We start from the raw sequence: 25622 nt of genomic DNA on the forward strand, positions 1-25622 counted from the left end.
CAATAAGGCTTTTATAGTCTGTCATAAAGTTTTTATAAAGGAAAGAGACTCGACAAACCCCATATCCATAAGGGGATAGAAACGATAGACATTAAGGTGGTAATCACTACTATTCCGGCTATAGTCTCTTGATGTTTTGCATGTTGCTTGGCAATTAAATAAGCATTTACGCCCGTTGGACTTGCACTTAAAATCACTAACGTCATGGTGGTGAGCGCCGAAAACTGAAATATAAAATGACTAGTTAAGAGAATTAAAGTTGGTAACAGTACTAGCTTTAGTAGACTGGCAGTAACAATAAATTTAACTTCATTGCGAATTTTATAAAAGGCTAGCGAAGCGCCGAGTAAAAAAAGTGCTAAGGTAATAGCAGGTTTACCTAACAATAACAGACTGTTGTTAACAATTACGGGTAACTTTATCGTCATTAAATTAACGATAAAACCACCGGTAATAGCAATGAGTAATGGGTTGTAAAATGTCTGCTTGAGAAATATCCACCCATTAAACTGTTTAATATTAACCGCCAACACACTGGTAATGCCAATTAGCAGTGCACTGTGTAAACTGATCACTAAAAATATTGTTGGCAATACTTGCTCACCTAGCACCATTAAAGCGATAGGCATGCCAACAATAACATTATTTGAATAACCAGCACCGAAAGCGTAAACAGCGGATGCAGGAAGATCACGTTTTAAATGCTGGTGAAAATAGTAATTTATTGCCCAAGCTAGGCCATAAACTAACAATAAGGGTAAATAAAAGGCACTATAAATATTCAAATTTATTGTGCTCATATCCGCATTGGCCAACTGTTGAAATAAAAATGCCGGAATAGCGATATTAAAGGTAAATTTACTTAAGGCATCGACTTGGGCTTTGTTAAACCAGTTACTTTTAGCCAGTATAAAACCGAGCAAGCCGACCATAATTAATGGACTAATAAGGGTGAAAATAGCCATTAAACGCTTATGACTCTAACGACAAAGTAAAACTCGCTAAACAAGTACTTGTTAATACTCATCAGGCTAGATTGTAATCACGGTTAATCGGCTTAATATTGATTTTCAAAATAACTTTCTATAATTAATTTTGCTGATGCGGCGTCGATATTATCTTTTTTAAGATTACGGTAACCGCCTTCAGCAAACAGTGCTTCTTTGGCAGTGGCGGTGGTTAGGCGTTCATCTTGAAATTCAACTTTGACGCCAAATCTTCCGGATACTCGGTTACCGAACTTTTTCGCATCATGGGTCAAGGGTTGCTCGCTGCCATCCATATTGAGTGGCAAACCCACCACAACAAAGTCAGGTTGCCATTCGTGCATAAATTTGGTCATTTTGTCCCAATCAGGAATACCATCACGCGCTTTTACTGAACCCAAAGGGGAAGCTAAACCGGTTATTTCTTGACCGACAGCAACCCCAATATATTTTTTGCCAAAATCAAAGCCAAGTATTGTTCGTTCGCCAATGGCGGTTTTACTCGCCATTATGCATGTCCTACTTCACTGGATAAATGAGCCATATCAATACCCAATTTATCAGTGGCTTTTTTCCACCTTTGCTCAATAGGGGTATTAAAAATAATATCGCCATCAGCGGGGGTAAGTAGCCAAGAGTTAGCTTTAATTTCTTCCTCTAATTGGCCCGGTCCCCAGCCAGCATAGCCTAAGGTTACCATATATTTTTCAGGTGCTTGTGCTGTACCCAGGGCCAATAAAATATCTTTTGAGGTCGTGATCATTACCTCAGCAGTTAAGGCTAAAGAACTATTCCAGCCCGCTTGTGTGCTGTGTAAAACAAAGCCTCGGTCTTGTGAAACGGGGCCACCGGTTAAGACTTGTTGGTCTAACTCGGGTGCTGCAACTTTATCTTGATCTATTTGGGTTAATAATTCGTTCAAGGTGACATTGATAGGAAGGTTTATGATCAAACCCATTGCCCCTTCAGCATTATGCTCACAGATATAAGTCACTGTTTTATTAAAATAAGAGTCGTCTAAACTGGGCATAGCAATCAAAAGTTGATTTTCAAAACTATCCATAAATATACCTTAATAATCAGAGAGAAATACGCTAAAGGTCACTTTGCCTTTAGCAATCTTATTGCGATTGGTATTAACTAGCGTTTTCTGATGTTTTGCTCAATAGCATCCATGAGTTTACCGCTAATATTTATTGGGTATGCTGCTTCAATTTCGCGAATACAGGTTGGACTTGTTACATTGATTTCAGTGACTTTGTTGCCAATAACGTCTAAACCAACAAAAAATAAGCCACGTTTTTTCAGTTCTGGTGCAATAGTTTCAGCAATAAATTTGTCGCTAGCACTTAATGGGCGGGCTTCACCACGACCACCAGCGGCTAAATTACCGCGGGTTTCTCCTTGTGCAGGAATGCGGGCTAAACAGTAAGGCATAGGTTCACCATTAACGATTAATATGCGTTTATCACCGTCAACAATTTCTGGTAGGTACTCTTGTACCATAGCATATTGTGTTGAATGTGCTGTTAATGTTTCAAGAATTACGCCAACATTGGGATCATTCTCACCAATACGAAATATAGATGAACCACCCATACCGTCTAAGGGTTTGATGATAATATCTTTGTTTTCTTTATGAAATTCTCTAATTTTTTGATTATTACGTGTAACTAATGTTTTTGGTGTTAACTCTGGAAACCAAGCGGTAAATAATTTTTCGTTACAATCACGTAAACTTTGTGGCTTATTAACAATCAAAGTGCCCGCAACTTCTGCGCGTTCTAACATGTAGGTGGCATAAATAAACTCAGTGTCAAACGGCGGATCTTTTCGCATTAATACCGCATCTAAGTCAGCTACATTGATGTCTTCTCGTTCATCTAATTCATACCAATGCTCAGTGTCGTCAAATACTTTCACTTTGGCTGCGGTTGCTCGACAAACGCCTTGCTCTAAATAGAGATCTTGCATTTCCATATAATAAATTTCATAACCACGGGCTTGCGCTTCAAGCATCATCGCCATTGAAGAATCTTTTTTTACCTTGACCTGGGCAATAGGGTCCATAACAACGCCAATTTTTATGCTCATGTGTTTTCCTAAAGGTTATATGTTGATAAATGCCATGGCATTATTTATATGCTGCAAGCGATTAAATTCTGTTAGCTGGTCTTTCTACTAGTTGCTCTATGGTGCACGAAACTTAACACTGAGTTAATTTAAATCACCGTAACGACATTGTAATGCCGTTATTGCGGTTAGGGCTGCGGTTTCTGTTCTTAGTACCCGCGGCCCGAGTAAAACATCGTGAAAGCCTGCTGTATTGGCACGAGCAATTTCATCATCACTTAAACCACCTTCTGGCCCAATTAACAGGCGAACCCGTTGGTTTTCGATTGGCAAACTCATAATAGAGTGCTGGGCTTTAGGGTGTAAATTTAGCTTTAATGCTGAACTTTCTTGTTGTAACCATTCATCCAAATAAATGGGTAGGGCAACAATAGGGACAGTGCAACGGCCACTTTGCTCACAAGCGCTGATCACTATTTTTTGCCATTGCTGGTGTTTTTTCTCTAAACGCTCGCCGCTAAGCTTTACATTGCAACGTTCACTAAAAATAGGCGTAATGGTATTAACACCTAACTCTACCGATTTTTGCAGCGTAAAGTCCATGCGTTCACCGCGTGAAACACCTTGTGCTAAATGAATATTGAGTGGCGACTCGTTTTCAACAATTTTTTTAGTAATAATCTCTACATCAGCAGACTTTTTATTTATATTACAAAGTCTTGCTTGATACTCAAAATAACCTTCTTGCTCTGCTATGCCATTAAATAGTGTAATGGCATCACCGTCTTTAAGTCGTAATACGCGCACAATATGGCCAAAAGCGTCAGCATTTAATACTTGTGTTTGACCTATTTCAAATGCTTGTGCTTGGTAAATACGAGGGTTACGCATAATAAGGTTATCCATGGTTATTGTCGCAGCTATAGATGAGTGATATTACAGTAGCCGTTCAGGTTAAAGTTAATAGCGATTAAAGACCAAAGCTTTGTTGCTAGAAATTATGAGTAATAATTATTTCTAATATAGCCTGTTAATAAGGGCAACTCATCGTAAATTCAATTGTTTATATTAAAAAAATGATATTATTTTTTGTTAGCACTTGTTCAAAATAAAGCAGAAAAAATCGCAGGTTATTAAAACACTTGAAATTGAGATACTGCTGTTCTTGATTGAATTTTTATTAAGATAAGTCATTTGCCAGACGATTTATTATTTGCACCTATCTTATTATATAACTCGTGTTATTTTTCTCTCTTTGCCTGAGTATATCACTGTAATCATTGAGGTTGGTGAAGTACCGTCTAAATAAGTGGCAGCGGATGATGATATTTCGCCAATAGTGACAAGCAATAGCATATTAGGAGTATTTTTATACGTTATGGCTGATAAGCCTATTGCAAATAAAAGCATGAAAATTCAAGCATGAAAATAAAAAAACCGCTCAAAGAGCGGTTTTTTTTAAACAGAAGCTTTAATCAAAGTACGAATTAAATACCAGCTGACAAGCGCAGTGCTTCAGCTTTATCTGTTTTTTCCCAGCTAAATGCGGTGAAGGTATCATCGCCAACGGTCATTTCAAATGGTTCGCGACCAAAGTGACCATAAGCCGCCGTTTGCTTATACATAGGGTGTAGCAAGTCTAACATTTTAGTTATACCGTAAGGGCGTAAGTCAAAGTGTTCACGTACTATTTCAACCAAACGCTCTTCAGACACTTTACCGGTACCAAAAGTATCAATCGAGATTGAGGTCGGCTCAGCAACACCAATAGCGTAAGATATTTGAATTTCACAACGCTCAGCTAAACCCGCTGCGACAATGTTTTTGGCAACATAGCGACCAGCATAAGCCGCACTGCGATCGACTTTTGATGGATCTTTACCCGAAAAAGCACCACCGCCATGACGAGCCATACCGCCATAAGTATCAACAATAATTTTACGACCAGTTAAACCACAATCGCCGACAGGACCACCAATAACAAAGCGACCTGTTGGGTTGATATGATATTTAGTGTCTTTGGTTAATAACTCGGCAGGTAAAACATGTTTAATAATGTTTTCCATTACGGCACTGTGCAAGTCTTCTTGTTTAATATCTGGGTTATGCTGAGTTGACAACACAACGGTATCAATAGCTACAGGCTTGTTATCTTTATAAATAAAGGTTACTTGGCTTTTTGCATCAGGACGTAACCAAGGTAAAATTCCTGATTTACGTGCTTCAGCCTGACGCTCAACTAAACGGTGTGAATAATATAATGGCGCAGGCATCAGGGTTTCGGTTTCATTGGTCGCATAACCAAACATTAAACCTTGATCACCGGCACCTTGGTCTTCTGGATTTTCTCGGTCAACACCTTGGGCAATTTCGGGTGATTGTTGGCCAATTAAGTTCATAATGCCACATGTTGCGCCATCAAAACCAACATCTGAAGATGTGTAGCCAATCTCAGAAATAACGTCACGGGTAATTTGTTCTAAATCTACCCAAGCAGAGGTTGAAACCTCACCTGAAATAATAGCAACACCCGTTTTTACCATAGTTTCACAAGCAACGCGTGCATTTTTATCTTTGGCAATAATAGCATCTAAAACCGCATCAGAAATTTGATCGGCAATTTTATCTGGATGTCCTTCTGACACTGACTCAGAAGTAAAAAGGTGTGTAGACATAAAACCTCGGTAAAAATTAACTGAAAAACAATAATCGTCTTTAATAACGATATTCTAACTGTTTAGTTAAGCTTTTTCTAGATTTATTTACGCCTAGATGGCTAAACGTCTTTAAGACGGAAAAGTTTCAATATAAATTCTGTAGCCATTTATTGACAAAAATTAAGTTTTAGCGAGATGTAACCTGAAGTTAAGCTATTAAGGATACATATTTAAGCGCAGTGGCCGTTGTAAAATGTGACTAAAAAGCGCTTGTTGTTTTAAGCAATACTTCGAACTGTAAAAGGTCGTTGTGCCTATATTATTCAGAGGATTAATGAGCTGATGTAAGGATAATTGCCGTTTTAATTGCTCAGTTACCGGCTGTGCTGTTTCCATAATGACTACGCTGTCGCCACATATTTCGTTAATCAAGTTTTTGATTAACGGGTAATGTGTACAACCTAATACGATAGTATCTACCCCTTTTTCGAGTAAAGGTTGTAAATAGCTCAACAGCATTAATTTGCACTCAGGCGAGTTTTTCTTGTCTTGTTCAATAAGTTCTACCAAGCCGGGACAAGGCTGAATAGTAACATCACTGTTATGACTATATTGCGCCACTAAGGCTAAAAAACGCTGATTTTCAGCCGTAGCTTTAGTGACTAATATGGCTATTTTTTTGTTTTTACTAATGCGGGTTGCCGGCTTTATGGCGGGTTCAACACCAATAACTGGAATTGAAATATTTTTCCGTAGCTGATCTATAGCATTAACCGTGGCGGTATTGCAGGCAACAACAATAGCTTTGGCGTTACGGGCAATAAACCACTGGGCAATTTCATTAACCCGTTGTTGAATAAATTCAGTAGATTTTTCACCGTAGGGTGCATATAGGGTATCAGCGACATAGAGCAAGTTTTCATGGGGTAATTGTTGTTCAATGCACTGCGTGATAGACAAACCACCAACGCCGGAGTCAAATATACCAATAGGATCGGCATTAGCCGTTTGGCGTTTACTTTTTAGGATTGAAGTAGCTGCTTTTATATCAGCTTGGTTTTGCATGGGCATTGATTAAGCACAGCTTAAGTTTGGTGTAGTTAGTTGGGCCAAGTATATTATCAACAAGCAAATGAGATCTATACATATTTTGAGATAGGTATTGATTGCCAAGCTGCCGCCGTTGAGATGAGTCCTGAAGACAGGGGATTTAGGAACGTTTAAAGACCAGTTTTTAGCTGTCAGTAAGTTAAAGTTTGAAGCTCAGTTTTGCTATGCTTTTCTAGGAGTGCGCAAAAATATTGTTGATATTTTAGGATGAGTTACAGAATGAGAAAGTAGAGGAAGTGACTTCCAAGGTGCCGCAGTTTACATTTGTCCTGAACACCGGGTGTTCAGGGCGGACGTATCATGCTAACCGTAGGCTTCCCGATACGAGCCGGGCTTGCACAATAGTTAATAATCAACATCCTTAGGTAAAACTTATCGGCTCAGGGACATAGTTCACAACAAACACCCCAGAAGTCAAAAACATTATAGCGAATAATCTCAGCCAAATTAAGTCTTTTATTACTTGTAAGACCTGTTAGCTTAATGCTTGAACAAATTGAAGTTTCTTTAAACGAAAAGAGTATATTTAAAAATAGGTTAAACGATGAATAAGTGTATTAGGCAGATTTAGTGCGGTTTACTGCTTGTGCAATAGTGGTTTGTAGCAGTTCAATTTTGCTTTGCATTTTTTCGCGTTCTTGCTCTTGCTCATTTCGTGCTTGGATTAAATCATGGGCAAGGTTTAATGACATCATCACCAGCGACTGCTCAACAGTTTTTGTTGAGAATTTTTTCTTGGCGTCTTGTTCTAAACGTTTGTTTATTTCACTCGCCGCCTGCAACAACGCAGACTCATTTCCAGCTGGACAAGCGACTTTTAGTCGTTTGTTGGCAACATTTATGGTGACTGTGTGTTGGCTCATTGCGTGTATATTCTCAATGCATAATATTAGTTTATTGAGCTCTAAGCTCAAAAAATTGCGCTACTCGCTTGTAATACCAAGAAAAATACTGATAACTAAACTTAGTGCGCCATAAGATGAAACTATAACGGTGAGCGTTACACTATGCAAGTGATCTCTATGGTTTTTTCTGGAATCAAGGCTATGCCAATGTTAAGATAGCTAGCAATATCCCCCTGATTGAATTTATATTTTTATGTCTGATAACACCGCTTTAGATTTTTCCGCCGCACAAGCGATATTAACCAGTGAAGGTATTGAGGCACATGCTGCTGAAATTCACGGTGTGCTAACAGGTTTGATTTCTGCAGGCTTTGAATTTGAAAGTAATGATTATATCGCTATGGTTAATGACATGCTTAATAATGCTGAAGGTTTACCGGTAGCCATTAAAAGCTTAGTTAAAGACATTTATAGTGATATTTGGCAAAAAATCCTTGATGACTCCTACGGCTTCCAATTAATGCTACCTGATGATGACGACTCAATTATTGAACGTGGACACGCACTAGGTAAGTGGGTGCAAGGCTTCAACTTAGGCTTTGGTTTACAACAAACAAAAAATGCCGCTTTGTCTGAAGATGTTAAAGAAGTATTGGTCGACTTTGGCGAAATTGCTAACTTGTCAGATGAAATGGAAGAAAATGAAGCGACCGAGCAAGCGTATTTTGAAATTGCTGAATATGTTAGAATCTCTGCACTATTGTGTTTTACTGAATTAGGCGCGCCACCTGCGCAACAAGACACAAGCGCGACCTTGCACTAGCGCTTCGCGGTTAAATTTCTTTAGTAATAAAACGCTTAACGCTGACCTTTTAACGCTGAAATTTTAATACTAATAACTTAAAAATCAGCTTAAAACACTCAAGGTTGAAAACCTAACTGTCAAAATTTAATTATAAAAAATAAGCTGGTATCCATGATCAAAAACACCTTATTGCCCGTTGCTGAATTTTGTCAGCGTAGAAATGATTTTATGGCGCAAATGCCGGTAAATAGCATTGCATTAATTTCTGCTGGTCAGGAAGTTACCCGCAGTAATGACACCGAATATCCATTTTGCCAAAATAAGCACTTTTATTATCTTAGCGGTTTTAATGAACCCGATGCCATTTTAGCCCTAATTAAAGGTGATGACGCAAGGTCAGCAGAAAGTGTTTTATTTTCTCGTGAAAAAGATCCTCAGCAAGAAATTTGGCATGGACGACGTGTTGGTCAAGTGCAAGCTGTTGACGTTTATCAGTTTAATCAGTGTTTTAGCTTAGCAGAAATTGATGAGCAATTATTAGCGTTAATGGCAGGTAAAACCGCCGTATTAATTTGCCAGCATGAACAAAATGCATTCCAGCAACAAGTACTTTCATGGTTAGCCGAGATTAAAAAGGCAGCTCGCACGGGTGTTAAAGCACCAACGACCTTAATTGATTGCAGTGCCTTACTAGATGAAATGCGCTTACATAAATCAAATGCTGAACTTGATATTATGCGCCAGGTTAATGTCATCAGTGGCGGCGCTCATCAAAGAGCAATGCAACAAACTAAAGCCGGTAAGTTTGAATATCAAATAGAAGCAGAGTTATTGCACGAATTTGCCACTAATGGTGCGCGTTACCCGGCTTATGGCTCGATTGTGGCTGGCGGCGATAACGCCAATATTTTACATTACACTGACAATGATGACGTGCTAAACGACGGCGACTTATTACTTATTGATGCCGGTGGTGAATTAGCGGGTTATGCTGCTGACATTACACGCACATTTCCGATTAATGGTAGATTTACTGCGGCACAACAAGTGATTTATCAATTAGTGCTTGATAGCCAAAACCTTGCCATTGCCGCGATAAAGCCAGAACAAAACCTTGCTGAATTAAACCGCATAGTGTGTGATTTTCTGACCAGAGGTTTGCATGATTTAGGCATTCTCAAAGGCAATTTAAACATATTATTAGTTCAACGAGCCTGCAAAAAATACTTTATTCATGGCCTTGGACACTGGTTAGGTCTTGATGTTCATGATGTGGGTGATTACCATGCGAGTCAACAGCGAGAGCAATTACGCCCTTTTGTCGCCGGTATGGTGATGACTATTGAGCCGGGTATTTATATTCCAAAAAATGATCAAACCGTGGACGAAAAATGGCGTGGTATTGGCGTACGTATTGAAGACAATGTGCTAGTAACCCAAACAGGTTATGAAAACCTAACGGTCAATGCACCAAAAACCATTGCTGAAATTGAAGCCTTGATGGCTTAGTTGTTAGGGAGTCAATCAATGTTGACTTGCCGGTGATTTAAGCCTTAAAGCTGGCTTGCTGCTCCAAGTGCATAGGCAGGAAAATAATCAGCTACCTACAACCTTCTAGGCTTGTGAATGTGAATAACATAAATGTGAAAAACAATGCAAAAATTTGATCTATTAATTGTCGGTGGCGGTACGGTGGGTTTAACACTGGCACTTGCTATTCGCCAACAAAGTCAGTTAAGTGTCGCTATTGTTGATAACGCACCTATTGAAGCGTTAAGCGTTGAACCTGAGGTGCGTGTTAGTGCTATTAATGCCGCCAGCCAGCAAATATTTAGTCAGCTTAATGTTTGGCAAGACATTATCGCGCAACGTGCCCAGCCTTATTACGATATGCACATTTGGGACAAGGCCGGTTATGGACAGCTAAACTTTGCTTTAAAAGATGTTAGCCGCTCAGCTTTAGGTAATGGCCCAGAGCAATTAGGTTTTATAATTGAAAATAAAGCCATTCGTAACGCCTTGTGGCAAAAAGCGGCGCAAGACAGCGGTATTGAGTTTTTTACTGACAGCAAACTCCAACAATTAAATCCTAGCGATAACGAAGTTTTTGCTACCTTCGAACATAACAGCCATACCAACAGCCAGCCTATGCCGATAGTGGCGAAATTGGTGGTTGGTGCTGACGGGGCAAACTCTTTTGTACGTCAACAAATGAACGTGCCATTAACCTTTCGAGATTACGATCACCACGCGATTGTCGCTACAGTTAAATGTCAACAAGGCCATCAAAGCACGGCTTGGCAAGTATTTTTAGATACCGGCCCATTAGCACTATTACCTTTATATCAAGCTGACTTATGTTCCATTGTTTGGTCAACAAGCCCTGAAGAGGCGATTCGATTAACTGCCTTGTCAGCAGAAGACTTTGGCAAAGAACTTACCGCCGCTAGCGATGGTAAGTTAGGGCAAGTATCGCTAGTAGGTGAGCGATTTACCTACCCGTTAACTATGCGTTTTTCTCAAGAGTTTGTTAAAGGCAGAATGGTATTGGTGGGTGACGCAGCACATACTATTCACCCGTTAGCTGGGCAGGGTGCTAACTTAGGCTTGCTTGATGCTGCCGCTTTGTCACAAACCATTAGCGAGCAACTTCGCAAAGTACAAGCTAAAGGCACGCTTGATGATAACGCATGGTATAGCAACAAATCTTTACAACAATTTGCCCGCTGGCGCAAAAGTGAAGCAGTAGAAATGATTGCCTCGATGGAAGCGATAAAACAAGCCTTTACACCTCAGCAAAGCGCGATTAAATTACTTCGTGGCTTGGGTATGTCGTTACTCAATAATATTAAACCGGCAAAAGCGTTAATGATTAATCAAGCCTTGGGTTTCAAAGATGATTTACCCAAATTAGCTACCGCACTTTCACAGCAAGTGCCGCAAAAATTATCAGAACAAGTCTCACCACAAGTTTCACAAAAAATTCTACAACAATCATCGCACTCACCAAAACCAGTGCCACAACAAGTACCACAACAAAAAAATCGCTCATAGCGTCACACTTACCGCGTTATTTTGTTGACTACTTAGTCAACAAAAGCGTTTTTTTGCTCAGTCAGCCAATAACAAATGGGTAGGTTGAGTAAAATAGTACTTTTATTCTTTTCAGCAATATAAAATTTAAGTTTGCTACAAGCTAAATTTTCATACGCTCAAGGAATTATATTTTTAAAAGAGGTCGTTTTGAAAATATAATTTTAAATAGTTTCTTTAGTCGGTTTTAAATTTCAAATATGCTTTCTTATCTGTTGAATCAACAGTTACTCAGGGCTATAATCCTTAGCACTTTTTGTAAATCTTCCGTCTTTATCCTAGGTTTAATCGTGATGCTTATTTTAAGCACTGACAAACTTAGATAAAACAACTAACGTGAGTGAAACGTACGATGACAAATAAAACAGTATTACATGCTAAGCACTTAGAAGCTGGCGCTAAAATGGTTGATTTTTATGGTTGGGAAATGCCGATCAACTACGGTTCTCAAATTGAAGAACATCATGCGGTGCGTAAAGACGCTGGTATGTTCGATGTTTCACACATGACTATTGTTGATGTTCAAGGTGTTGATGCACAGGCATTTTTACGCCGCTTAGTGATTAACGACGTAGCCAAGTTAGATGTTGTGGGTAAAGCACTTTACACAGGCATGTGTAACCTTGAAGGTGGCGTTATTGATGACTTAATCGTTTATTTTTTCAGTAACACCGATTACCGCTTAGTCGTTAACTCAGCGACTCGCGTAAAAGACTTAGCTTGGATCAACGAGCAAGCATCAGCATTTGACGTAGCAATAACTGAACGTCCAGAATTTGCCATGATCGCCGTGCAAGGCCCACAAGCTAAAGCCAAAGTAGCCACATTATTAGACGCTGAGCAAACGGCTGCTGTTGAAGGCATGAAGCCATTTTTCTCGGCACAAGCCGGCGACTTATTTATCGCCACAACTGGTTACACCGGTGAAAACGGTTATGAAATAGCCTTACCTGCTGACCAAGCTGCCAACCTATGGCAACAATTGCTTGATGTTGGTGTCAAACCTTGCGGCTTAGGTGCTCGCGATACTTTACGTTTAGAAGCCGGTATGAACCTTTATGGTTTAGACATGGATGAAAGCGTTTCGCCATTAGCCGCCAATATGGCCTGGACTATTAGCTGGGAACCTGAAGATCGTAACTTTAACGGTCGTGAAGTATTAGCGGCGCAACGTGCTGCAGGCGACCAACCTAAACTTGTTGGTTTAGTGCTTGAAGAAAAAGGCGTATTACGCAGTGGCCTTAAAGTGATCACTGAAGCAGGCGAAGGCGTTATTACCTCAGGTACTTTTTCTCCAACTTTAGGTTACAGTATTGCAATGGCTCGTTTACCACGTAGTGTAGCGATAGGTAGCACAGTAGAAGTTGAAATGCGTAAAAAGCTAGTTAAGGTTCAAGTCATTAAGCCAAGCTTTGTGCGTAATGGCAAAAAAGTTCTTTAACTACTAAGGCTAGGTCAACGCTCATTAGTGAGCCGTAAAAGCTAGTTAAAAAATGCTAAAAATTTAAGCTATAATATGGGATGATTAGCGCAGGCAAGCTTCATACTATAGTCGTTAGTACCAATTAGTTAATCTGCTTGGTATATCCAATTTAAAAATAAAGATTAGGACAAAATCAATGAGCAACATTCCTTCAGAATTAAAATATGTAACATCACACGAATGGGTACGCAACGATGGCAACGGTGTTGTTACTGTTGGTATTACTGAGCACGCACAAGACCTTTTAGGTGACATGGTATTTGTTGAATTACCTGAAGTGGGCGACACAGTGAGTGCGGGCGACGATGTTGCTGTAGCAGAATCGGTAAAAGCTGCATCAGACATTTATGCACCAATGAGCGGTGAAGTAATTGAAGTGAATGAAAATCTTGAAGACTCACCTGAGTTAGTTAACTCAGAGGCCTTCGTTGGCGGTTGGTTATTTAAATTAAAAATTGCAGATGAAAGTGAGTTCGACAACTTACTTGATGCTGAAGGTTATGCAAACTCAATCGACGAAGATTAAATTTTAGGCACATTATGCTGCGACACACCTTGTTTCTGTTATTTTTTGTGATCATTTAGTCTACTAAACTCGTAAAACTCATAACATCAATCGTGTTGCTTATATTGTAGTAACTACTGAGCTCAAAAACTTAACCTAAGTGGCTAGTTTAAGTGCCAAGTTTAAGTACTAGGTTTAAGTTTGCAGCCATTTATTTGTGCCTAAAAGCCGATTGTTATCAAAAACGATATTTAAGCCCTTAACTCGATCTAATAGTTCAGGGCTTTCTTTTTATTAAATATTATTAACTTTATAGTGAAGCTGTTTTATGACTACTCAATATAATGACTCTTTATCTTTGACTGAATTAGAGCAAAGACAAAATTTTATTCGACGTCACATTGGTCCAAGTGATGAGCAAACACAAGCCATGTTGAAAGATATCGGTGCAGAATCTGTCGATGCCCTTATCGATGAAATCGTACCTAGTGATATTCGTTTAGCTGATTTACCTGCTATCGAAGAAAGCAAAACTGAAGTACAAGCTTTAGCCGACTTGAAAGCGGTCGCAAGTTTGAACAAAGTAAACGAGACATATATTGGTTTAGGTTACTACGGCACACTAACGCCTAACGTTATTTTACGTAACGTGTTAGAAAATCCAGGCTGGTACACGGCATACACGCCATACCAACCAGAAATTGCTCAAGGTCGTTTAGAGTCATTATTAAACTTCCAACAAATGTGTATCGACCTGACGGGTTTAGAACTAGCGTCGGCGTCATTACTTGATGAAGGCACAGCCGCAGCTGAAGCCATGGCATTAGCTAAGCGGGTATCAAAAAACAAGAAATCAAACTTGTTCTTTATCTCAAGTGACGTTTATCCACAAACTATCGACTTAGTTAAACAACGTGCTGAAATGTTTGGTTTCGACATCCTTGTAGCACCGGCTGCAGAAGTGGTTGAACACGACGTATTTGGCGCCTTATTACAGTACCCAAGTGCCACAGGTGAAATCACTGACATCAGCGATTTAATTGCCAAAGTACATGAGAAAAAAGGTATTGTTGCCGTTGCTGCCGACATCATGAGCTTAGTGCTATTAAAATCACCAGGCGAATTAGGGGCTGATGCCGTTATTGGTTCAACTCAACGCTTTGGTGTGCCCATGGGTTACGGCGGACCACACGCCGCTTTTTTCACGACCTCTGAAAAATACAAACGTTCATTACCAGGTCGTATTATTGGTGTCTCAAAAGATACACGCGATAACCCAGCACTGCGTATGGCCATGCAAACACGCGAGCAACACATTCGCCGCGAAAAAGCCAACTCAAATATTTGTACCGCACAAGTATTATTAGCGAACATGGCGGCGTTTTACGCGGTTTACCATGGTCCTAAAGGTTTAAAAACTATCGCACAACGTATTCACCGTTTTGCTGATATTTTATCTTTAGGTACGGCAACAAATGGCTTGCCAGCACTTCATCAGCACTACTTTGACACCTTAACCTTTAACGTTAGCAATAAAGATGAAATTGTTACCCGTGCATTAGCTAATGGCGCTAACTTTCGCACTGATGTTGACGGTCAAATTAGTATTTCATTAGATGAAACAACTACCCGTGAAAACGTGCAAACCTTGTTTGATATTTTATTAGGTGCAGATCACGGCCTAGACGTAGCAGTACTTGATCAGCAAATTATCGACTCTGATCATTCGTCAATTCCAGCGGCCTTACAACGTGAATCTGCGATTCTAACGCACCCAGTATTTAACTCGTATCACAGTGAAACTGAGATGCTACGTTACATCAAAAAATTAGAAAACAAAGATTTAGCGCTTAATCATTCCATGATTTCATTGGGCTCTTGTACCATGAAATTAAATGCGACAGCACAAATGATCCCAGTATCATGGCCTGAATTCGCTAACATGCATCCTTTTGCGCCAGTTGACCAAGCGCAAGGTTATAAGCACATGATTGACGAACTAGCCAAATGGTTAGTTGAGTTAACCGGCTACGACAAAATGTCAATGCAACCTAACTCCGGCGCACAAGGTGAATATGCTGGCTTAATTGCCATTCACAAGTACCACGAAAGCCGTGGTGATGCGCATCGTAATATTTGTTTAATTCCATCTTCAGCACACGGTACTAACCCAGCGTCAGCGCAAATGGTCGGTATGAAAGTGGTGGTGGTTGCTTGTGATAAAGCCGGAAACGTTGATATGGCCGACTTAAAAGCGAAAGCAAGTGAGTTAGCTGACAGCCTGTCTTGTATCATGATCACTTACCCGTCTACGCACGGTGTATATGAAACCACCATTGCAGAAATTTGTAACATAGTGCATGAGCACGGCGGTCAGGTTTACCTTGATGGCGCAAACATGAATGCCCAAGTTGGTTTAACATCACCGGGTTTCATCGGTGCTGACGTTTCACACTTAAACTTACATAAAACCTTTTCTATTCCACACGGCGGTGGCGGTCCAGGTATGGGTCCTATCGGCGTTAAAGCGCACTTAGCACCATTTTTACCTGACCATGCATTAATTAATGTTGATGAAGAAACTAAAGGTAACGGTGCGGTATCAGCAGCACCTTATGGTAGTGCCGGTATTTTATGTATCTCATACCTTTACTGTGCCTTACTCGGTAAAAAAGGTGTTACCGATGCCACTAAATACGCTATTACTAATGCTAACTACGTAGCAACAAAGCTTAGCAAACATTTTCCACTGTTATATGCTGGGAAAAATGGCCGTGTTGCCCACGAATGTATTATTGACTTGCGTCCACTTAAGGCAGAATCAGGTGTTACTGAAGTCGATATCGCCAAGCGCTTAATAGATTACGGTTTTCATGCGCCAACCATGTCGTTTCCAGTAGCGGGTACGTTTATGATTGAGCCCACTGAATCTGAGTCAAAAGTGGAACTTGATCGCTTCATCGAAGCTATGATTTCTATTCACGGCGAAGTGCGTAAAGTAACCTCTGGTGAGTGGACAAGTGAAGACAACCCACTACATAATGCACCACATACACTAGCGGATATTACCTCACCTTGGGATCGTGCTTACACGATTCAAGAAGCGGTATTCCCAGTGCCTGCGGCCGCAGCGAATAAATTCTGGCCAACGGTTAACCGTATAGATGATGTTTATGGCGACAGAAATTTGATTTGTAGTTGTCCTCCGGTTTCTAGTTATCAAGACTAGGTAATTGATATAAAATAATAAAAAGCGAGCTACGGCTCGCTTTTTTTGTTTATAAGTTTAGTGATTGATAGATACTTGTTGCCATTTCTTTTGTTCTAATTTTGATATTATCTGCATTCCATGAATCTTTGTTAATCAGTGCTTTGTCTAATGGGTACGCTAAATCTTTTAATAATCTGAGTTTTTCATTAGGATTTTTATTTGATAAAGTAACAGCGTTGACTTGCTCACTAGTCAAAATTAAGTTTCCTATACTTGCAACAATCTCTTGTGTGTTATTTTCTCCTATTGCAGATTGAGGGATTATGTGCTCAATAGTCATATTATTTAAATCGACAGTTAGGCCATTTTCACACTCAGATAGCATACTATTTAATGTGTATCTAATTATGCTTTTGAATTTTGTAATGTTTGATAAATAATGAAGCTCTGAGAATTTCACTTCAAATTCGTTTTGCTCAGGAAGTTTATTTTTTAAAAAAACAATTAATTCATTTGATATATCCTGAAAATCATTCTTCTGTTTAATATTAGATAATTTTATGGCTAAGTTTGAATATTTAGTTGCAATACTTCCCGATGAACGCTGTTTTGTTATAGCATTGAAACAGTAGTGAAAACTTACAATTTTTGTAAGTGTATTTTTTAGATTTTTTAAAGTTATTTTATTTTTGTAATATGCTCTCAAAAGAGAAAGAACAAAAGATGACTGTTGTTTAACTTTAAAAATATTTAGAGATTCTAGAAGTCTTTTTACTTCTCTTTCTTCTTTATTCCATCTACAGCTATCGGGGCGAAGCATTCTACAATAATACTCAGCTGATTCATTTAAATCAGTTATGAGTGTGTTAGCTCGGTCATCGCCATTTTTTAAGTGCAATTTAACTTTAGAGAACAGTGTTTTGTCAGTTGTATATTCATATTGAGACATCCAATAATGTAATAGATAAGATCCTAATACATCGATGTCACTTATATCGTCAAACTTCTTCGTTAGAGTTTTCCACGATTCTTTAGCTTTATCCAAAATAATATTTTTATTTTGCAACTTTTTCAATAATAAGTTTTTAACCAAATCAGAAGTAGTTAAATCTTTACCTCGTGCATTAAGAGTTTCAAAAATTAAGTAGGCATCTTCTTCGTTTTCTAGCTGTATAAAAACGAGCTTTAATGATAATACCTTGTCACGTATTGCTTTTAACTGTTGAACTAACTCTGCATCATGGTTTGTAAATAATAAATGTTGTGTTTCCTCATCGCTATAAGAAAGTAATTCTGGTAAGGATTCAAACAATTTTTTTGTCAAAAAGTCATAAGATTTTTTTAATTTTAGTTCTTCTGTTCCCACATCACAGTTTAATTTGAATCCTTCAAATGATTGAATATGAGATTGTAAATAAGGGAATGATGTTTCAGCTTTTAATACATATTCATCTTCGTTATCGATATTTGCCTTTTCTATATATTTATGGATACCTTTTGCTAGATTTTCTTCACCAATCTTAAGAAAAGCATTTCTCAATACTGATAAAATCAAGGTAATGGTTGTTAATCGTTGCTGTCCATCTACTATTCCAAAATAGGGTTTTTTTGCTTGATAGACAACCATAGAACCAATAAAGTAGTTCTCAGGATTCTCTTTGACTACATCATTCCAAAAACTCTCTACTTCATCAATCTCCCAAGAGTAAGGTCGTTGAAACCTTGGGATTTTGAAGTATCCTAATGAAAATATATCTTGGATTTCCTTATCATTAGCTTCAATTTTCATACTTTTACCTAACATTGTGATTGTTCTGATAATTTATCAGAACATATAAACAAACAGCAATGCAATACAGATCAAAATAAAAATTATATAATTAGAATTTATTACCTTTGTCGCAAAGGCGACAGATGATGAATCAAATAAGGCAGAGTCGTTGATTATATAAATTAGCTTTCTATACTTTAATTTCTTTGTTCTTTCTTTGTTCTTTCTTCGTGAGATTAATGAGGCTCGTTTACCCCAATAAAATTTACCTGATATACCTCAATATATTGTTCAGCGAGGGGCTAATCGCTAACGATTTACGGAGTAAATAGAACAGCAAACGGCTAGGCCATCATCTCCTATATATTAAGAAAACCCCTTCATCGATAGATCTGTTTTCATTCTTTTGATTTTTTGTTTGCTAAAACAAGTTTGCGATCAAAGAATCACGCAAGTGCAGCGTATAAAATCAGCTTGAAAATTCAAAGCTAATAAGGCGAATTAGGTTGGAACTTATAATTTTCACCTTGATGACTTTATACTAAGTTTGATAAAGAAATTTAAATTTATTATGAAATAACGAAATGAATAAAACCTCTGTTTTACATTTTGTAGAAAGGTATCCTCAACATGAAAAATATCAAATTAATCTATTTTATCATTTTGCTGTTTCTAACATTACTTTGGTTACTTGCAGACCCAATACTTTTTTCATCATATAAATTTTATCCACTGAGAAAATCTATGCTCAGTTACACCGGTATTATGGCCATTGCTGTGATGAGTATTGGTATGATATTGGCAATTCGTCCTGTTATTATTGAACCTATTTTTGGTGGGCTTGATAAAAACTATCGTTTACATAAATGGTTGGGTGTCACAGGGCTTATCTTTTCAGTTTTACATTATCTATGGGCAATGGTGCCCAAATGGTTAGTTGGCTGGGGGTTAATGGCTAAGCCTGCCCGTCATAGATCAAATGAAGAAATGAACACCCAATTACTTTTCTTTAAAGAACAACATGGTCTTGCTGAATCAATAGGTGAATGGGCCTTTTATGCCCTGATATTATTTATTGTTTTAGCCTTGGTTAAATGGTTTCCGTATCGATACTTTTTCAAAACTCATCGGTTTATCGCTGTTATTTATCTATTTTTAGTTTTTCACTCGATCATACTTATGAAAGTTGATTATTGGGATGAGGTCATAGCTTGGTTGACGGTATTATTAATGATTGCTGGAAGTGTTGCGGCATTTCTATCCTTGTCACAAAAAATTGGCGTTTCTCGACGTTCTGTGGGCAACATCAACAATATAAACTATCACAGTGACAATCGAGTATTGGGTCTGAGTATTGATTTAGAAAATAGTTGGAGTGGGCATCAGGCTGGACAATTTGCCTTTGTTACCTTTGATAAAAAAGAAGGGCCTCATCCTTTTACTATATCATCAGCATGGAATAACGACGCTAGGATTGAATTTCTTATCAAAGGCCTCGGTGACTATACAAAAACGTTACCGAGTATCTTAAAAGCAGGAGACAAGGTTGAAATTGAAGGGCCTTATGGACAATTTGATTTTAGTACCGGTAAACCTAGGCAGATTTGGGTTGCAGGAGGGATAGGTATTACGCCATTTATCGCGCGTATTGAGGCTTTAGCTGCAAAAAAAACTGATAAACAAACTAGTAAATGTATAGATTTGTTTTATTGCACCAATGAACCTGATGAATCTTTCATTAACGCGCTAAAAAAATCTTCAGAGCTGGCAGGTGTAAAACTTCATGTTCTAGTCGCTAAAAAAGACGGATTATTAAACACAGACCAAATATGCGACCAAGTACCTGATTGGCAAGATTCAACTATTTGGTTTTGTGGACCAAAAGAGTTTGGCAAAACATTGCGCGCAGGCTTCTTAAATAAAGGGTTTATAAACGATGACTTTCATCAAGAGTTATTTGATATGAGATAGTGACAATTTCACTATACGTTTTTCACTATACGTTTTTTACTAAACGTTAATAGATGTTTAATCAAATTAGCTAAAATAAATTCAAGACGCTACAAACAAGGCGTGGGTTTTGAAGAGTATCAATTGGGCCAGAGCCATTAATACTATTTCTTAACTGGCTTAAAAGCTATAGTTCCAGACCAACGAGGCCAATAACAACTAGCCAAAAAGCGAAGAAAAGCTTGAGCTTGGTCGCTGACAAATGTGTGACTAGTGTTTTAGCTAAAATACCGCCGATTATCGCGCCAGGGCCGGCAAATAAGACCACTTGCCAATACACCTGAAAATTAACCACAGTATAATGCCAAATACCTGTCCAGACAGTGATTGCTGAAACAATAACCGCAGCAGAGACCGCCAAGCTAATATCAAAGCGGCGAAGAATTAAATATACCGCCAGTAATTCACCCACGCCCACAGACAACCACGCCGTGATGGCGCCACCACTTAAACCAATAACTGACAAGGCTAACCAGTCAAACCATTGAATTTGGCTACGTTCGCGTTTGGGCTTAATAGCATAAACCGTTAAAATAATAGCGCAGCCTAATATTAATGAAAACCAGCTGAAGCTATGATGTAAAGATGAGGGAGATGCAATGCCAAAACCTTGAACGGCTCCAATGCCGACTATGGCGGCAATACTGGTGATCACAATAATGCGTTTAAAACCTTGCCATAAACGCAGATCCGTTTTTTCAGTTTGATAGTGATGCCACCATGTTATCGCACCCGCAGTCATCCCAAAACACTGGATAGCAAAGCTAGTAGCCACTGATTGAGTATCAGTGAAGCCTAATTCTTTGAACATGGGAATAAAAACGACACCACCACCGGCGCCCGTTGCGTTGGCAAAAATAGCGCCTATTATTCCTAATAAACTGAACAAGGCGTAATCCATTAATTCAGTTATTTTAGCTGGGGCGAGATAAAGCCAAAGCAACCAGGCGCCGAAAAATAAGTAGATAAATTTTGCATTTGATAAGCGAATAGGATTATTCATTTAGATGACCGTTGGCGAATTAAAGTCATTAAATATCACCAGCGATAAAAGTGATGGCTGGTGTGGATAAACAGCGATTAGAGGCATGACTTTTTCCTAATATATGAGCTTTGTCTAAGGTAAATTTAGTGGGACAATAAAAGGGTGTAGTCATATTGCTCACTGAAAACTGAAAACGCTAGTGTAGCCATTCACTATGGCTGATGGTAGGTATTTTACATAAATTAGTCACTAAAGTTCTTTCACCCAATACTTTTGTTTATCAATGAGACTATCTATCCATTATCAATGGGGTCAGAGTCATTGATAGTGAATTATGTTTAACGCTGGCTTAGTTTACATAGATTAGTAAATAATAGGCTAAGACTGACCTGATTAAGTCATTAACTCCCCCCTAATTAAGCGACTTTTTTAACTAAATAACTTTCAATTCAATTCCAATTAGTTAGGGCTTTTATACCCTAACTAAAGTGATGCTTTTTATATGGATTATTTTATATCAATGACCTTTGAAACGCCTCGATCGCGAGAATCTGAAGCTGGAATGAGTTGTTCTCCATCCTTCCAGATAACTTGAATATCGCCATACTCCCAGCTGTGGGGTTCAACGCGATAACCTCGTTCGGTTAATGCCTTAATCGTACTTTGAGATAGCGGAAGAGAAGGGCTCTGGGTGATTAGATCGGGTGGTAATAATTGGTGGTGAAAACGGCTTGCGCTAGCGGCTTGATGGGGTGTCATTTTGAAATCTATGATATTAACAATGGCCTGAAATACCGATGTGAAAATGGTCGAGCCGCCAGGTGTACCGATCACCATCACTGCTTTATCGTTTTGCAAAAGTATAGTTGGCGACATAGAAGATAACATGCGCTTACCTGGTTGTATTTCATTAGCGGTATTTCCTACAACACCAAATACATTGGCTACACCAGGTTTAACACTAAAGTCGTCCATTTCATTGTTTAATAAAAAACCTGCACCTTCGACAACCACGCCAGAGCCGTACGCCCAGTTAATAGTATAGGTATTTGAAACGGCGTTGCCATCAGCATCAACAATCGAGTAATGGGTAGTATTTGGTGACTCAAGGCCAGGGTTAACGGAAGCTAAACTCGATATCTCATGTGGTTTTACTTCCAACGCGCGCCGTTTGATATAGGCATCACTAATTAACTCAGTCATATCAATATCAACAAATGCAGGGTCGCCAAGGTATTCAGCGCGATCAGCAAATACTCTCTTTTCCATTTCTGCTACTAAATGAACATACTGAGCGGAATTGTGGCTAACACCTTTAAATTCGTCGTTTAGATAGTCTTTCATTTTCAACAATTGGATTACGCCAAACCCACCTGAACTAGGTGGTGGAGATGACAGTATTTGATAGTCGCGCCAATTCGCTTTTAATGGCTCTCTCCAGACCGCTTTATATTCAGCAAGATCTTGGGCACTGATGATGCCACCGCTTTTCTGCATTTGCTTAACAATTAATTTCGCGGTTTCGCCGTGATAAAACTCTTTGCGGCCATTCTTTGCTATCCGTTTTAAGGTTGCTGCAAGTTCTGGTTGTTTAAATTTTTTACCTTGTTCAACACCGCCAAAATAGGTCTTAAAATTAGTCAGTCCATTAAAACGTTGGTAATTATTTTGAATATCATCGACGAGTATTTTTGCTGGAATAAACCCTTCTTCAGCAAGTTTAATCGCGGGTTCTATTAATTGACTCCATGGCAGTTTGCCAAAGCGTTGATGAGCTTCCCAAAAGCCCGCGACTGTGCCGGGTACGCCAGGCGCTTTAGCACCAATTAAACTCAAGTTTTGAATAACGGCTTTTTCATCATTAAGATACATATCCCGATGGGCAGTTAAGGGCGCGGTTTCTCGGTAGTCTAAAAATAATGCTTTGCCGTCTATGTAGATCAGCATGAATCCACCACCGCCAATATTGCCTGCATCAATATAGGTGACAGCTAATGCAAAACCCGTTGCAATAGCGGCGTCGACAGCATTGCCGCCAGCGAGAAGAATGTCTTCAGCTACTTGAGCCGCATATTTATCTGGGATCGCTACTGCCGCTTGAGAAGCCTTTAGGTTAATTTCACTAGTAGCATTTGCATAATGAGAGAATGTTGAAAAAAATAAAATAAAAACAAAAGCATAAAAACGAGCGCGACTCATCATGGGTAATTCCTTGGTTGGTTACTATTTGGATAATACTAATCAATAGGGTTAAAGTCATTGATAATCTTAAATAGTTATTTTCTTCGCACTAAACTAGTGCTTCATTGATAGATTGATAATAGACCCTATTGATACTGGATAAAAATCAATTTGTTGTGCAAAGGCTATAGTTAGATATAGTCAAACATATCTTTACTGTGTCATATTTGGTGTTTTACTATTTGAAGTTCTGCTAATGGAAATTGCAATGAGTTATCGTTATGTTTTAGTCAGTCTACTGTTGAGTGTTTCTTTTTGTGTTCACGCTAAGCTTGAACAGGCGCAAGTAGAGGTTTATCCAAAGAACTCTGCTGAAGTTACCCTGTTATCTGATGGCAAACGTTTGCCCGCTATTTACTACGGCGCGCAGGGTAAAGGGCCTCACCCTACCATTATATTATTACATGGATATCCTGGCAATGAGAAGAATTTGGATGTCGCACAAGGCATGCGAGACGCTGGGTGGAATGTAATATTTTTCCATTATAGAGGTGCTTGGGGGGCAGAGGGTGATTTTTCATTTACTGGCTCGGAGCAAGATGTAACGGCGGTAACGAAATTCTTTCAACAACCCAAAAATGTCGAAAAGTTTAAAATAAACCCTAATAAAATATCTTATATTGGGCACAGCATGGGTGGACATATGGCGGTTGCAGGCCTATTTGATAATCCTGAAGTCGCTTGTGGTGTTGTGTACGACGGGGCAAATATTGGCGTTACATTTAAAAGTGACGATGAAAAAGTTAAAAATATGTGGGCTGCGTATGCAGATTCGTTGTTTATGCTACGTGGGTGGTCTGGGGAGGTTGCCACTAGAGAGTTAGCCAAGAGGGGAGAGCAATTAGATTTAATCACCAGAGCTCATGAAATTGGTACTCGTCCCATACTCTTTATTCCCGCAGACAGTGACGTTATCCCTATTGCAGAGATAAATGCTCTAGCTAACGCCATGCGTCAAGTCAAAGGTAATAATGTCAATTATAGGTTGATCAAAGACGATCATAGTTTTAATAATAACCGTTCAAAGCTTCTTAAAGTAACAGAAGCATTTTTAAATTCAAACTGTCGATAAATAACTATTAGCCAAGTATCAATGGGGTCAAACTCATTGATACTTGGCTAATAGTGAACTCGGTTTAACGCTAACTTAGTTCACATGGATTAGTGGATAATATGGCAGACTTACGCGTTTAAATTTACCTAATATTCCACCACTGTTGTTCAACGCGGCAATAATCGTCACTTATGATTTTTTGCCGAACAGGACTATAAAGCCAACCTTGATAAACTAAATTCTTATGCTTAAAAATTTCAGTTCACAGTACATGCTTATGTGTTAATGACGAATCATGTACATTTATTACTTACCCCCGCGACTGAAAAAGGTGTCAGTCAATTGATGCAATCATTGGGTTGTTACTATGTGCACTATATTAATTAGTCTTATTGCCGAACAGGCACTTTGCGGGAAGGGCGCTATAAATCTACACTCGTAGATAGTGAACACTATTTTTTAGTGTTGAGCCGATATATTGAATTAAAGCCAGGAAGGGCTAATATGGTTTTAGCGGCCAGTGTCTATTTATGGTCAAATTTCCAGCATAATTCATTAGGTAAAGCGAGTCGGCTAATCACTCCTCATTATTGTTATCAAAATTGTTATCAAAATTGTTATCAAATGTTAGGAATAAATAGTGAGTTGAGACAACCGGCTTATTATGCATTATTTCACCAGCAGATATCGCCAAAAATTTTGCTTGAAATACAAGAAGCAACAAATAAAGATTAGGTGCTTGGTAGTGAACAATTTAAAGCTAAAATAGCACAGAAAACAGGTAGAAGAGCAA

Annotated in this window: 20 protein-coding genes and 1 other RNA gene; 9 read left to right on the forward strand and 12 right to left on the reverse strand. The window is 38.8% G+C overall.

Annotation, left to right across the window (positions count from 1 at the left end):
* Positions 1 to 32: 32 nt before the first annotated feature.
* From H4J41_RS07410 to H4J41_RS07450, 9 genes are all read right to left on the reverse strand, one after another.
* Positions 33 to 965: an AEC family transporter gene (locus H4J41_RS07410; protein ID WP_182138070.1), complete on the reverse strand. Its 933-nt coding sequence runs from the start codon at positions 963 to 965 to the stop codon at positions 33 to 35.
* A 92-nt stretch (positions 966 to 1057) separates the two neighbouring features.
* Positions 1058 to 1495, reverse strand: coding sequence for a Holliday junction resolvase RuvX (gene ruvX, locus H4J41_RS07415; protein WP_182138071.1), 438 nt, complete (start codon positions 1493 to 1495; stop codon positions 1058 to 1060).
* Positions 1495 to 2049 carry a YqgE/AlgH family protein gene (locus tag H4J41_RS07420; RefSeq protein WP_182138072.1) on the reverse strand — a complete coding sequence of 185 codons (555 nt, stop codon included), beginning with the start codon at positions 2047 to 2049 and terminating at the stop codon, positions 1495 to 1497. The genes ruvX and H4J41_RS07420 overlap by 1 nt, the downstream gene beginning before the upstream one ends.
* A 77-nt stretch (positions 2050 to 2126) precedes the next feature.
* Positions 2127 to 3080, reverse strand: a complete 954-nt coding sequence (gene gshB / locus H4J41_RS07425; RefSeq protein WP_182138073.1) for a glutathione synthase — start codon at positions 3078 to 3080, stop codon at positions 2127 to 2129.
* A 123-nt stretch (positions 3081 to 3203) separates the two neighbouring features.
* Entirely contained in the window at positions 3204 to 3950 is a 747-nt protein-coding gene (rsmE, locus tag H4J41_RS07430) for a 16S rRNA (uracil(1498)-N(3))-methyltransferase (RefSeq protein WP_182138074.1), read from the reverse strand.
* A 596-nt stretch (positions 3951 to 4546) separates the two neighbouring features.
* Positions 4547 to 5734 (reverse strand): methionine adenosyltransferase, encoded by a 1188-nt coding sequence (metK, locus tag H4J41_RS07435; RefSeq protein WP_182138075.1) that lies wholly within the window; start codon positions 5732 to 5734, stop codon positions 4547 to 4549.
* Between the two features lie 198 nt (positions 5735 to 5932).
* On the reverse strand, positions 5933 to 6787 hold the full coding sequence (gene murI, locus H4J41_RS07440) for a glutamate racemase (protein WP_259363264.1): 855 nt from the start codon (positions 6785 to 6787) through the stop codon (positions 5933 to 5935).
* 275 nt (positions 6788 to 7062) lie between these two features.
* A non-coding RNA gene (gene ssrS / locus H4J41_RS07445) (6S RNA) lies at positions 7063 to 7243 on the reverse strand.
* Positions 7244 to 7383: 140 nt separating this feature from the next.
* Entirely contained in the window at positions 7384 to 7689 is a 306-nt protein-coding gene (locus H4J41_RS07450; RefSeq protein ID WP_182138076.1) for a cell division protein ZapA, read from the reverse strand.
* 235 nt (positions 7690 to 7924) lie between these two features.
* On the opposite strand from H4J41_RS07450, the gene H4J41_RS07455 reads away from it, so the two are divergent.
* The 6 genes from H4J41_RS07455 (at position 7925) to gcvP (ending at position 16786) form a co-directional block, all read left to right on the forward strand.
* Positions 7925 to 8494, forward strand: a complete 570-nt coding sequence (locus H4J41_RS07455; RefSeq protein ID WP_182138077.1) for a UPF0149 family protein — start codon at positions 7925 to 7927, stop codon at positions 8492 to 8494.
* A gap of 153 nt (positions 8495 to 8647) precedes the next feature.
* Positions 8648 to 9985 carry a Xaa-Pro aminopeptidase gene (gene pepP / locus H4J41_RS07460; RefSeq protein ID WP_182138078.1) on the forward strand — a complete coding sequence of 446 codons (1338 nt, stop codon included), beginning with the start codon at positions 8648 to 8650 and terminating at the stop codon, positions 9983 to 9985.
* Between the two features lie 144 nt (positions 9986 to 10129).
* Entirely contained in the window at positions 10130 to 11530 is a 1401-nt protein-coding gene (locus H4J41_RS07465; protein ID WP_182138079.1) for a UbiH/UbiF/VisC/COQ6 family ubiquinone biosynthesis hydroxylase, read from the forward strand.
* A 391-nt stretch (positions 11531 to 11921) separates the two neighbouring features.
* Positions 11922 to 13010, forward strand: a complete 1089-nt coding sequence (gene gcvT / locus H4J41_RS07470; protein ID WP_182138080.1) for a glycine cleavage system aminomethyltransferase GcvT — start codon at positions 11922 to 11924, stop codon at positions 13008 to 13010.
* A gap of 178 nt (positions 13011 to 13188) precedes the next feature.
* A complete protein-coding gene (gene gcvH, locus H4J41_RS07475) occupies positions 13189 to 13578 on the forward strand; it encodes a glycine cleavage system protein GcvH (protein WP_182138081.1) in 390 nt (129 codons plus the stop codon).
* 307 nt (positions 13579 to 13885) lie between these two features.
* Complete coding sequence (gene gcvP / locus H4J41_RS07480) at positions 13886 to 16786, forward strand: aminomethyl-transferring glycine dehydrogenase (protein WP_182138082.1); 2901 nt, start codon at positions 13886 to 13888, stop codon at positions 16784 to 16786.
* A gap of 49 nt (positions 16787 to 16835) precedes the next feature.
* On the opposite strand, the gene H4J41_RS07485 is transcribed toward gcvP, so the two are convergent.
* On the reverse strand, positions 16836 to 18557 hold the full coding sequence (locus tag H4J41_RS07485) for a DUF262 domain-containing protein (RefSeq protein ID WP_182138083.1): 1722 nt from the start codon (positions 18555 to 18557) through the stop codon (positions 16836 to 16838).
* A gap of 612 nt (positions 18558 to 19169) precedes the next feature.
* Between H4J41_RS07485 and H4J41_RS07490 the strand changes: the two genes are divergently transcribed.
* Positions 19170 to 20510, forward strand: coding sequence for a ferric reductase-like transmembrane domain-containing protein (locus tag H4J41_RS07490; RefSeq protein ID WP_182138084.1), 1341 nt, complete (start codon positions 19170 to 19172; stop codon positions 20508 to 20510).
* A 166-nt stretch (positions 20511 to 20676) separates the two neighbouring features.
* On the opposite strand, the gene H4J41_RS07495 is transcribed toward H4J41_RS07490, so the two are convergent.
* Positions 20677 to 21552, reverse strand: coding sequence for a sulfite exporter TauE/SafE family protein (locus tag H4J41_RS07495; RefSeq protein ID WP_182138085.1), 876 nt, complete (start codon positions 21550 to 21552; stop codon positions 20677 to 20679).
* A 489-nt stretch (positions 21553 to 22041) separates the two neighbouring features.
* The gene (ggt, locus tag H4J41_RS07500; RefSeq protein ID WP_259364450.1) at positions 22042 to 23736 is read right to left on the reverse strand and encodes a gamma-glutamyltransferase; all 1695 of its coding nucleotides are present in this window, start codon (positions 23734 to 23736) and stop codon (positions 22042 to 22044) included.
* Positions 23737 to 23971: 235 nt separating this feature from the next.
* Here ggt and H4J41_RS07505 point away from each other — a divergent pair, with 235 nt between their 5' ends.
* Together H4J41_RS07505 and H4J41_RS17740 are read left to right on the forward strand one after the other, a co-directional pair.
* A complete protein-coding gene (locus tag H4J41_RS07505; protein WP_182150450.1) occupies positions 23972 to 24847 on the forward strand; it encodes a S9 family peptidase in 876 nt (291 codons plus the stop codon).
* Positions 24848 to 25114: 267 nt separating this feature from the next.
* Entirely contained in the window at positions 25115 to 25216 is a 102-nt protein-coding gene (locus H4J41_RS17740; protein WP_182198343.1) for a transposase, read from the forward strand.
* Positions 25217 to 25622 lie beyond the last annotated feature (406 nt).

The organism is Colwellia sp. MB3u-45 (genome assembly GCF_014077005.1).
Lineage (GTDB): Bacteria > Pseudomonadota > Gammaproteobacteria > Enterobacterales > Alteromonadaceae > Cognaticolwellia.

Coding starts and splice junctions, on each gene's coding strand:
- H4J41_RS07410 (WP_182138070.1), bottom strand. CDS start 965: ATGGCTATTTTCACCCTTATTAGTCCATTAATTATGGTCGGCTTGCTC.
- ruvX (WP_182138071.1), bottom strand. CDS start 1,495: ATGGCGAGTAAAACCGCCATTGGCGAACGAACAATACTTGGCTTTGAT.
- H4J41_RS07420 (WP_182138072.1), bottom strand. CDS start 2,049: ATGGATAGTTTTGAAAATCAACTTTTGATTGCTATGCCCAGTTTAGAC.
- gshB (WP_182138073.1), bottom strand. CDS start 3,080: ATGAGCATAAAAATTGGCGTTGTTATGGACCCTATTGCCCAGGTCAAG.
- rsmE (WP_182138074.1), bottom strand. CDS start 3,950: ATGCGTAACCCTCGTATTTACCAAGCACAAGCATTTGAAATAGGTCAA.
- metK (WP_182138075.1), bottom strand. CDS start 5,734: ATGTCTACACACCTTTTTACTTCTGAGTCAGTGTCAGAAGGACATCCA.
- murI (WP_259363264.1), bottom strand. CDS start 6,787: ATGCCCATGCAAAACCAAGCTGATATAAAAGCAGCTACTTCAATCCTA.
- H4J41_RS07450 (WP_182138076.1), bottom strand. CDS start 7,689: ATGAGCCAACACACAGTCACCATAAATGTTGCCAACAAACGACTAAAA.
- H4J41_RS07455 (WP_182138077.1), top strand. CDS start 7,925: ATGTCTGATAACACCGCTTTAGATTTTTCCGCCGCACAAGCGATATTA.
- pepP (WP_182138078.1), top strand. CDS start 8,648: ATGATCAAAAACACCTTATTGCCCGTTGCTGAATTTTGTCAGCGTAGA.
- H4J41_RS07465 (WP_182138079.1), top strand. CDS start 10,130: ATGCAAAAATTTGATCTATTAATTGTCGGTGGCGGTACGGTGGGTTTA.
- gcvT (WP_182138080.1), top strand. CDS start 11,922: ATGACAAATAAAACAGTATTACATGCTAAGCACTTAGAAGCTGGCGCT.
- gcvH (WP_182138081.1), top strand. CDS start 13,189: ATGAGCAACATTCCTTCAGAATTAAAATATGTAACATCACACGAATGG.
- gcvP (WP_182138082.1), top strand. CDS start 13,886: ATGACTACTCAATATAATGACTCTTTATCTTTGACTGAATTAGAGCAA.
- H4J41_RS07485 (WP_182138083.1), bottom strand. CDS start 18,557: ATGAAAATTGAAGCTAATGATAAGGAAATCCAAGATATATTTTCATTA.
- H4J41_RS07490 (WP_182138084.1), top strand. CDS start 19,170: ATGAAAAATATCAAATTAATCTATTTTATCATTTTGCTGTTTCTAACA.
- H4J41_RS07495 (WP_182138085.1), bottom strand. CDS start 21,552: ATGAATAATCCTATTCGCTTATCAAATGCAAAATTTATCTACTTATTT.
- ggt (WP_259364450.1), bottom strand. CDS start 23,736: ATGATGAGTCGCGCTCGTTTTTATGCTTTTGTTTTTATTTTATTTTTT.
- H4J41_RS07505 (WP_182150450.1), top strand. CDS start 23,972: ATGGAAATTGCAATGAGTTATCGTTATGTTTTAGTCAGTCTACTGTTG.
- H4J41_RS17740 (WP_182198343.1), top strand. CDS start 25,115: ATGACGAATCATGTACATTTATTACTTACCCCCGCGACTGAAAAAGGT.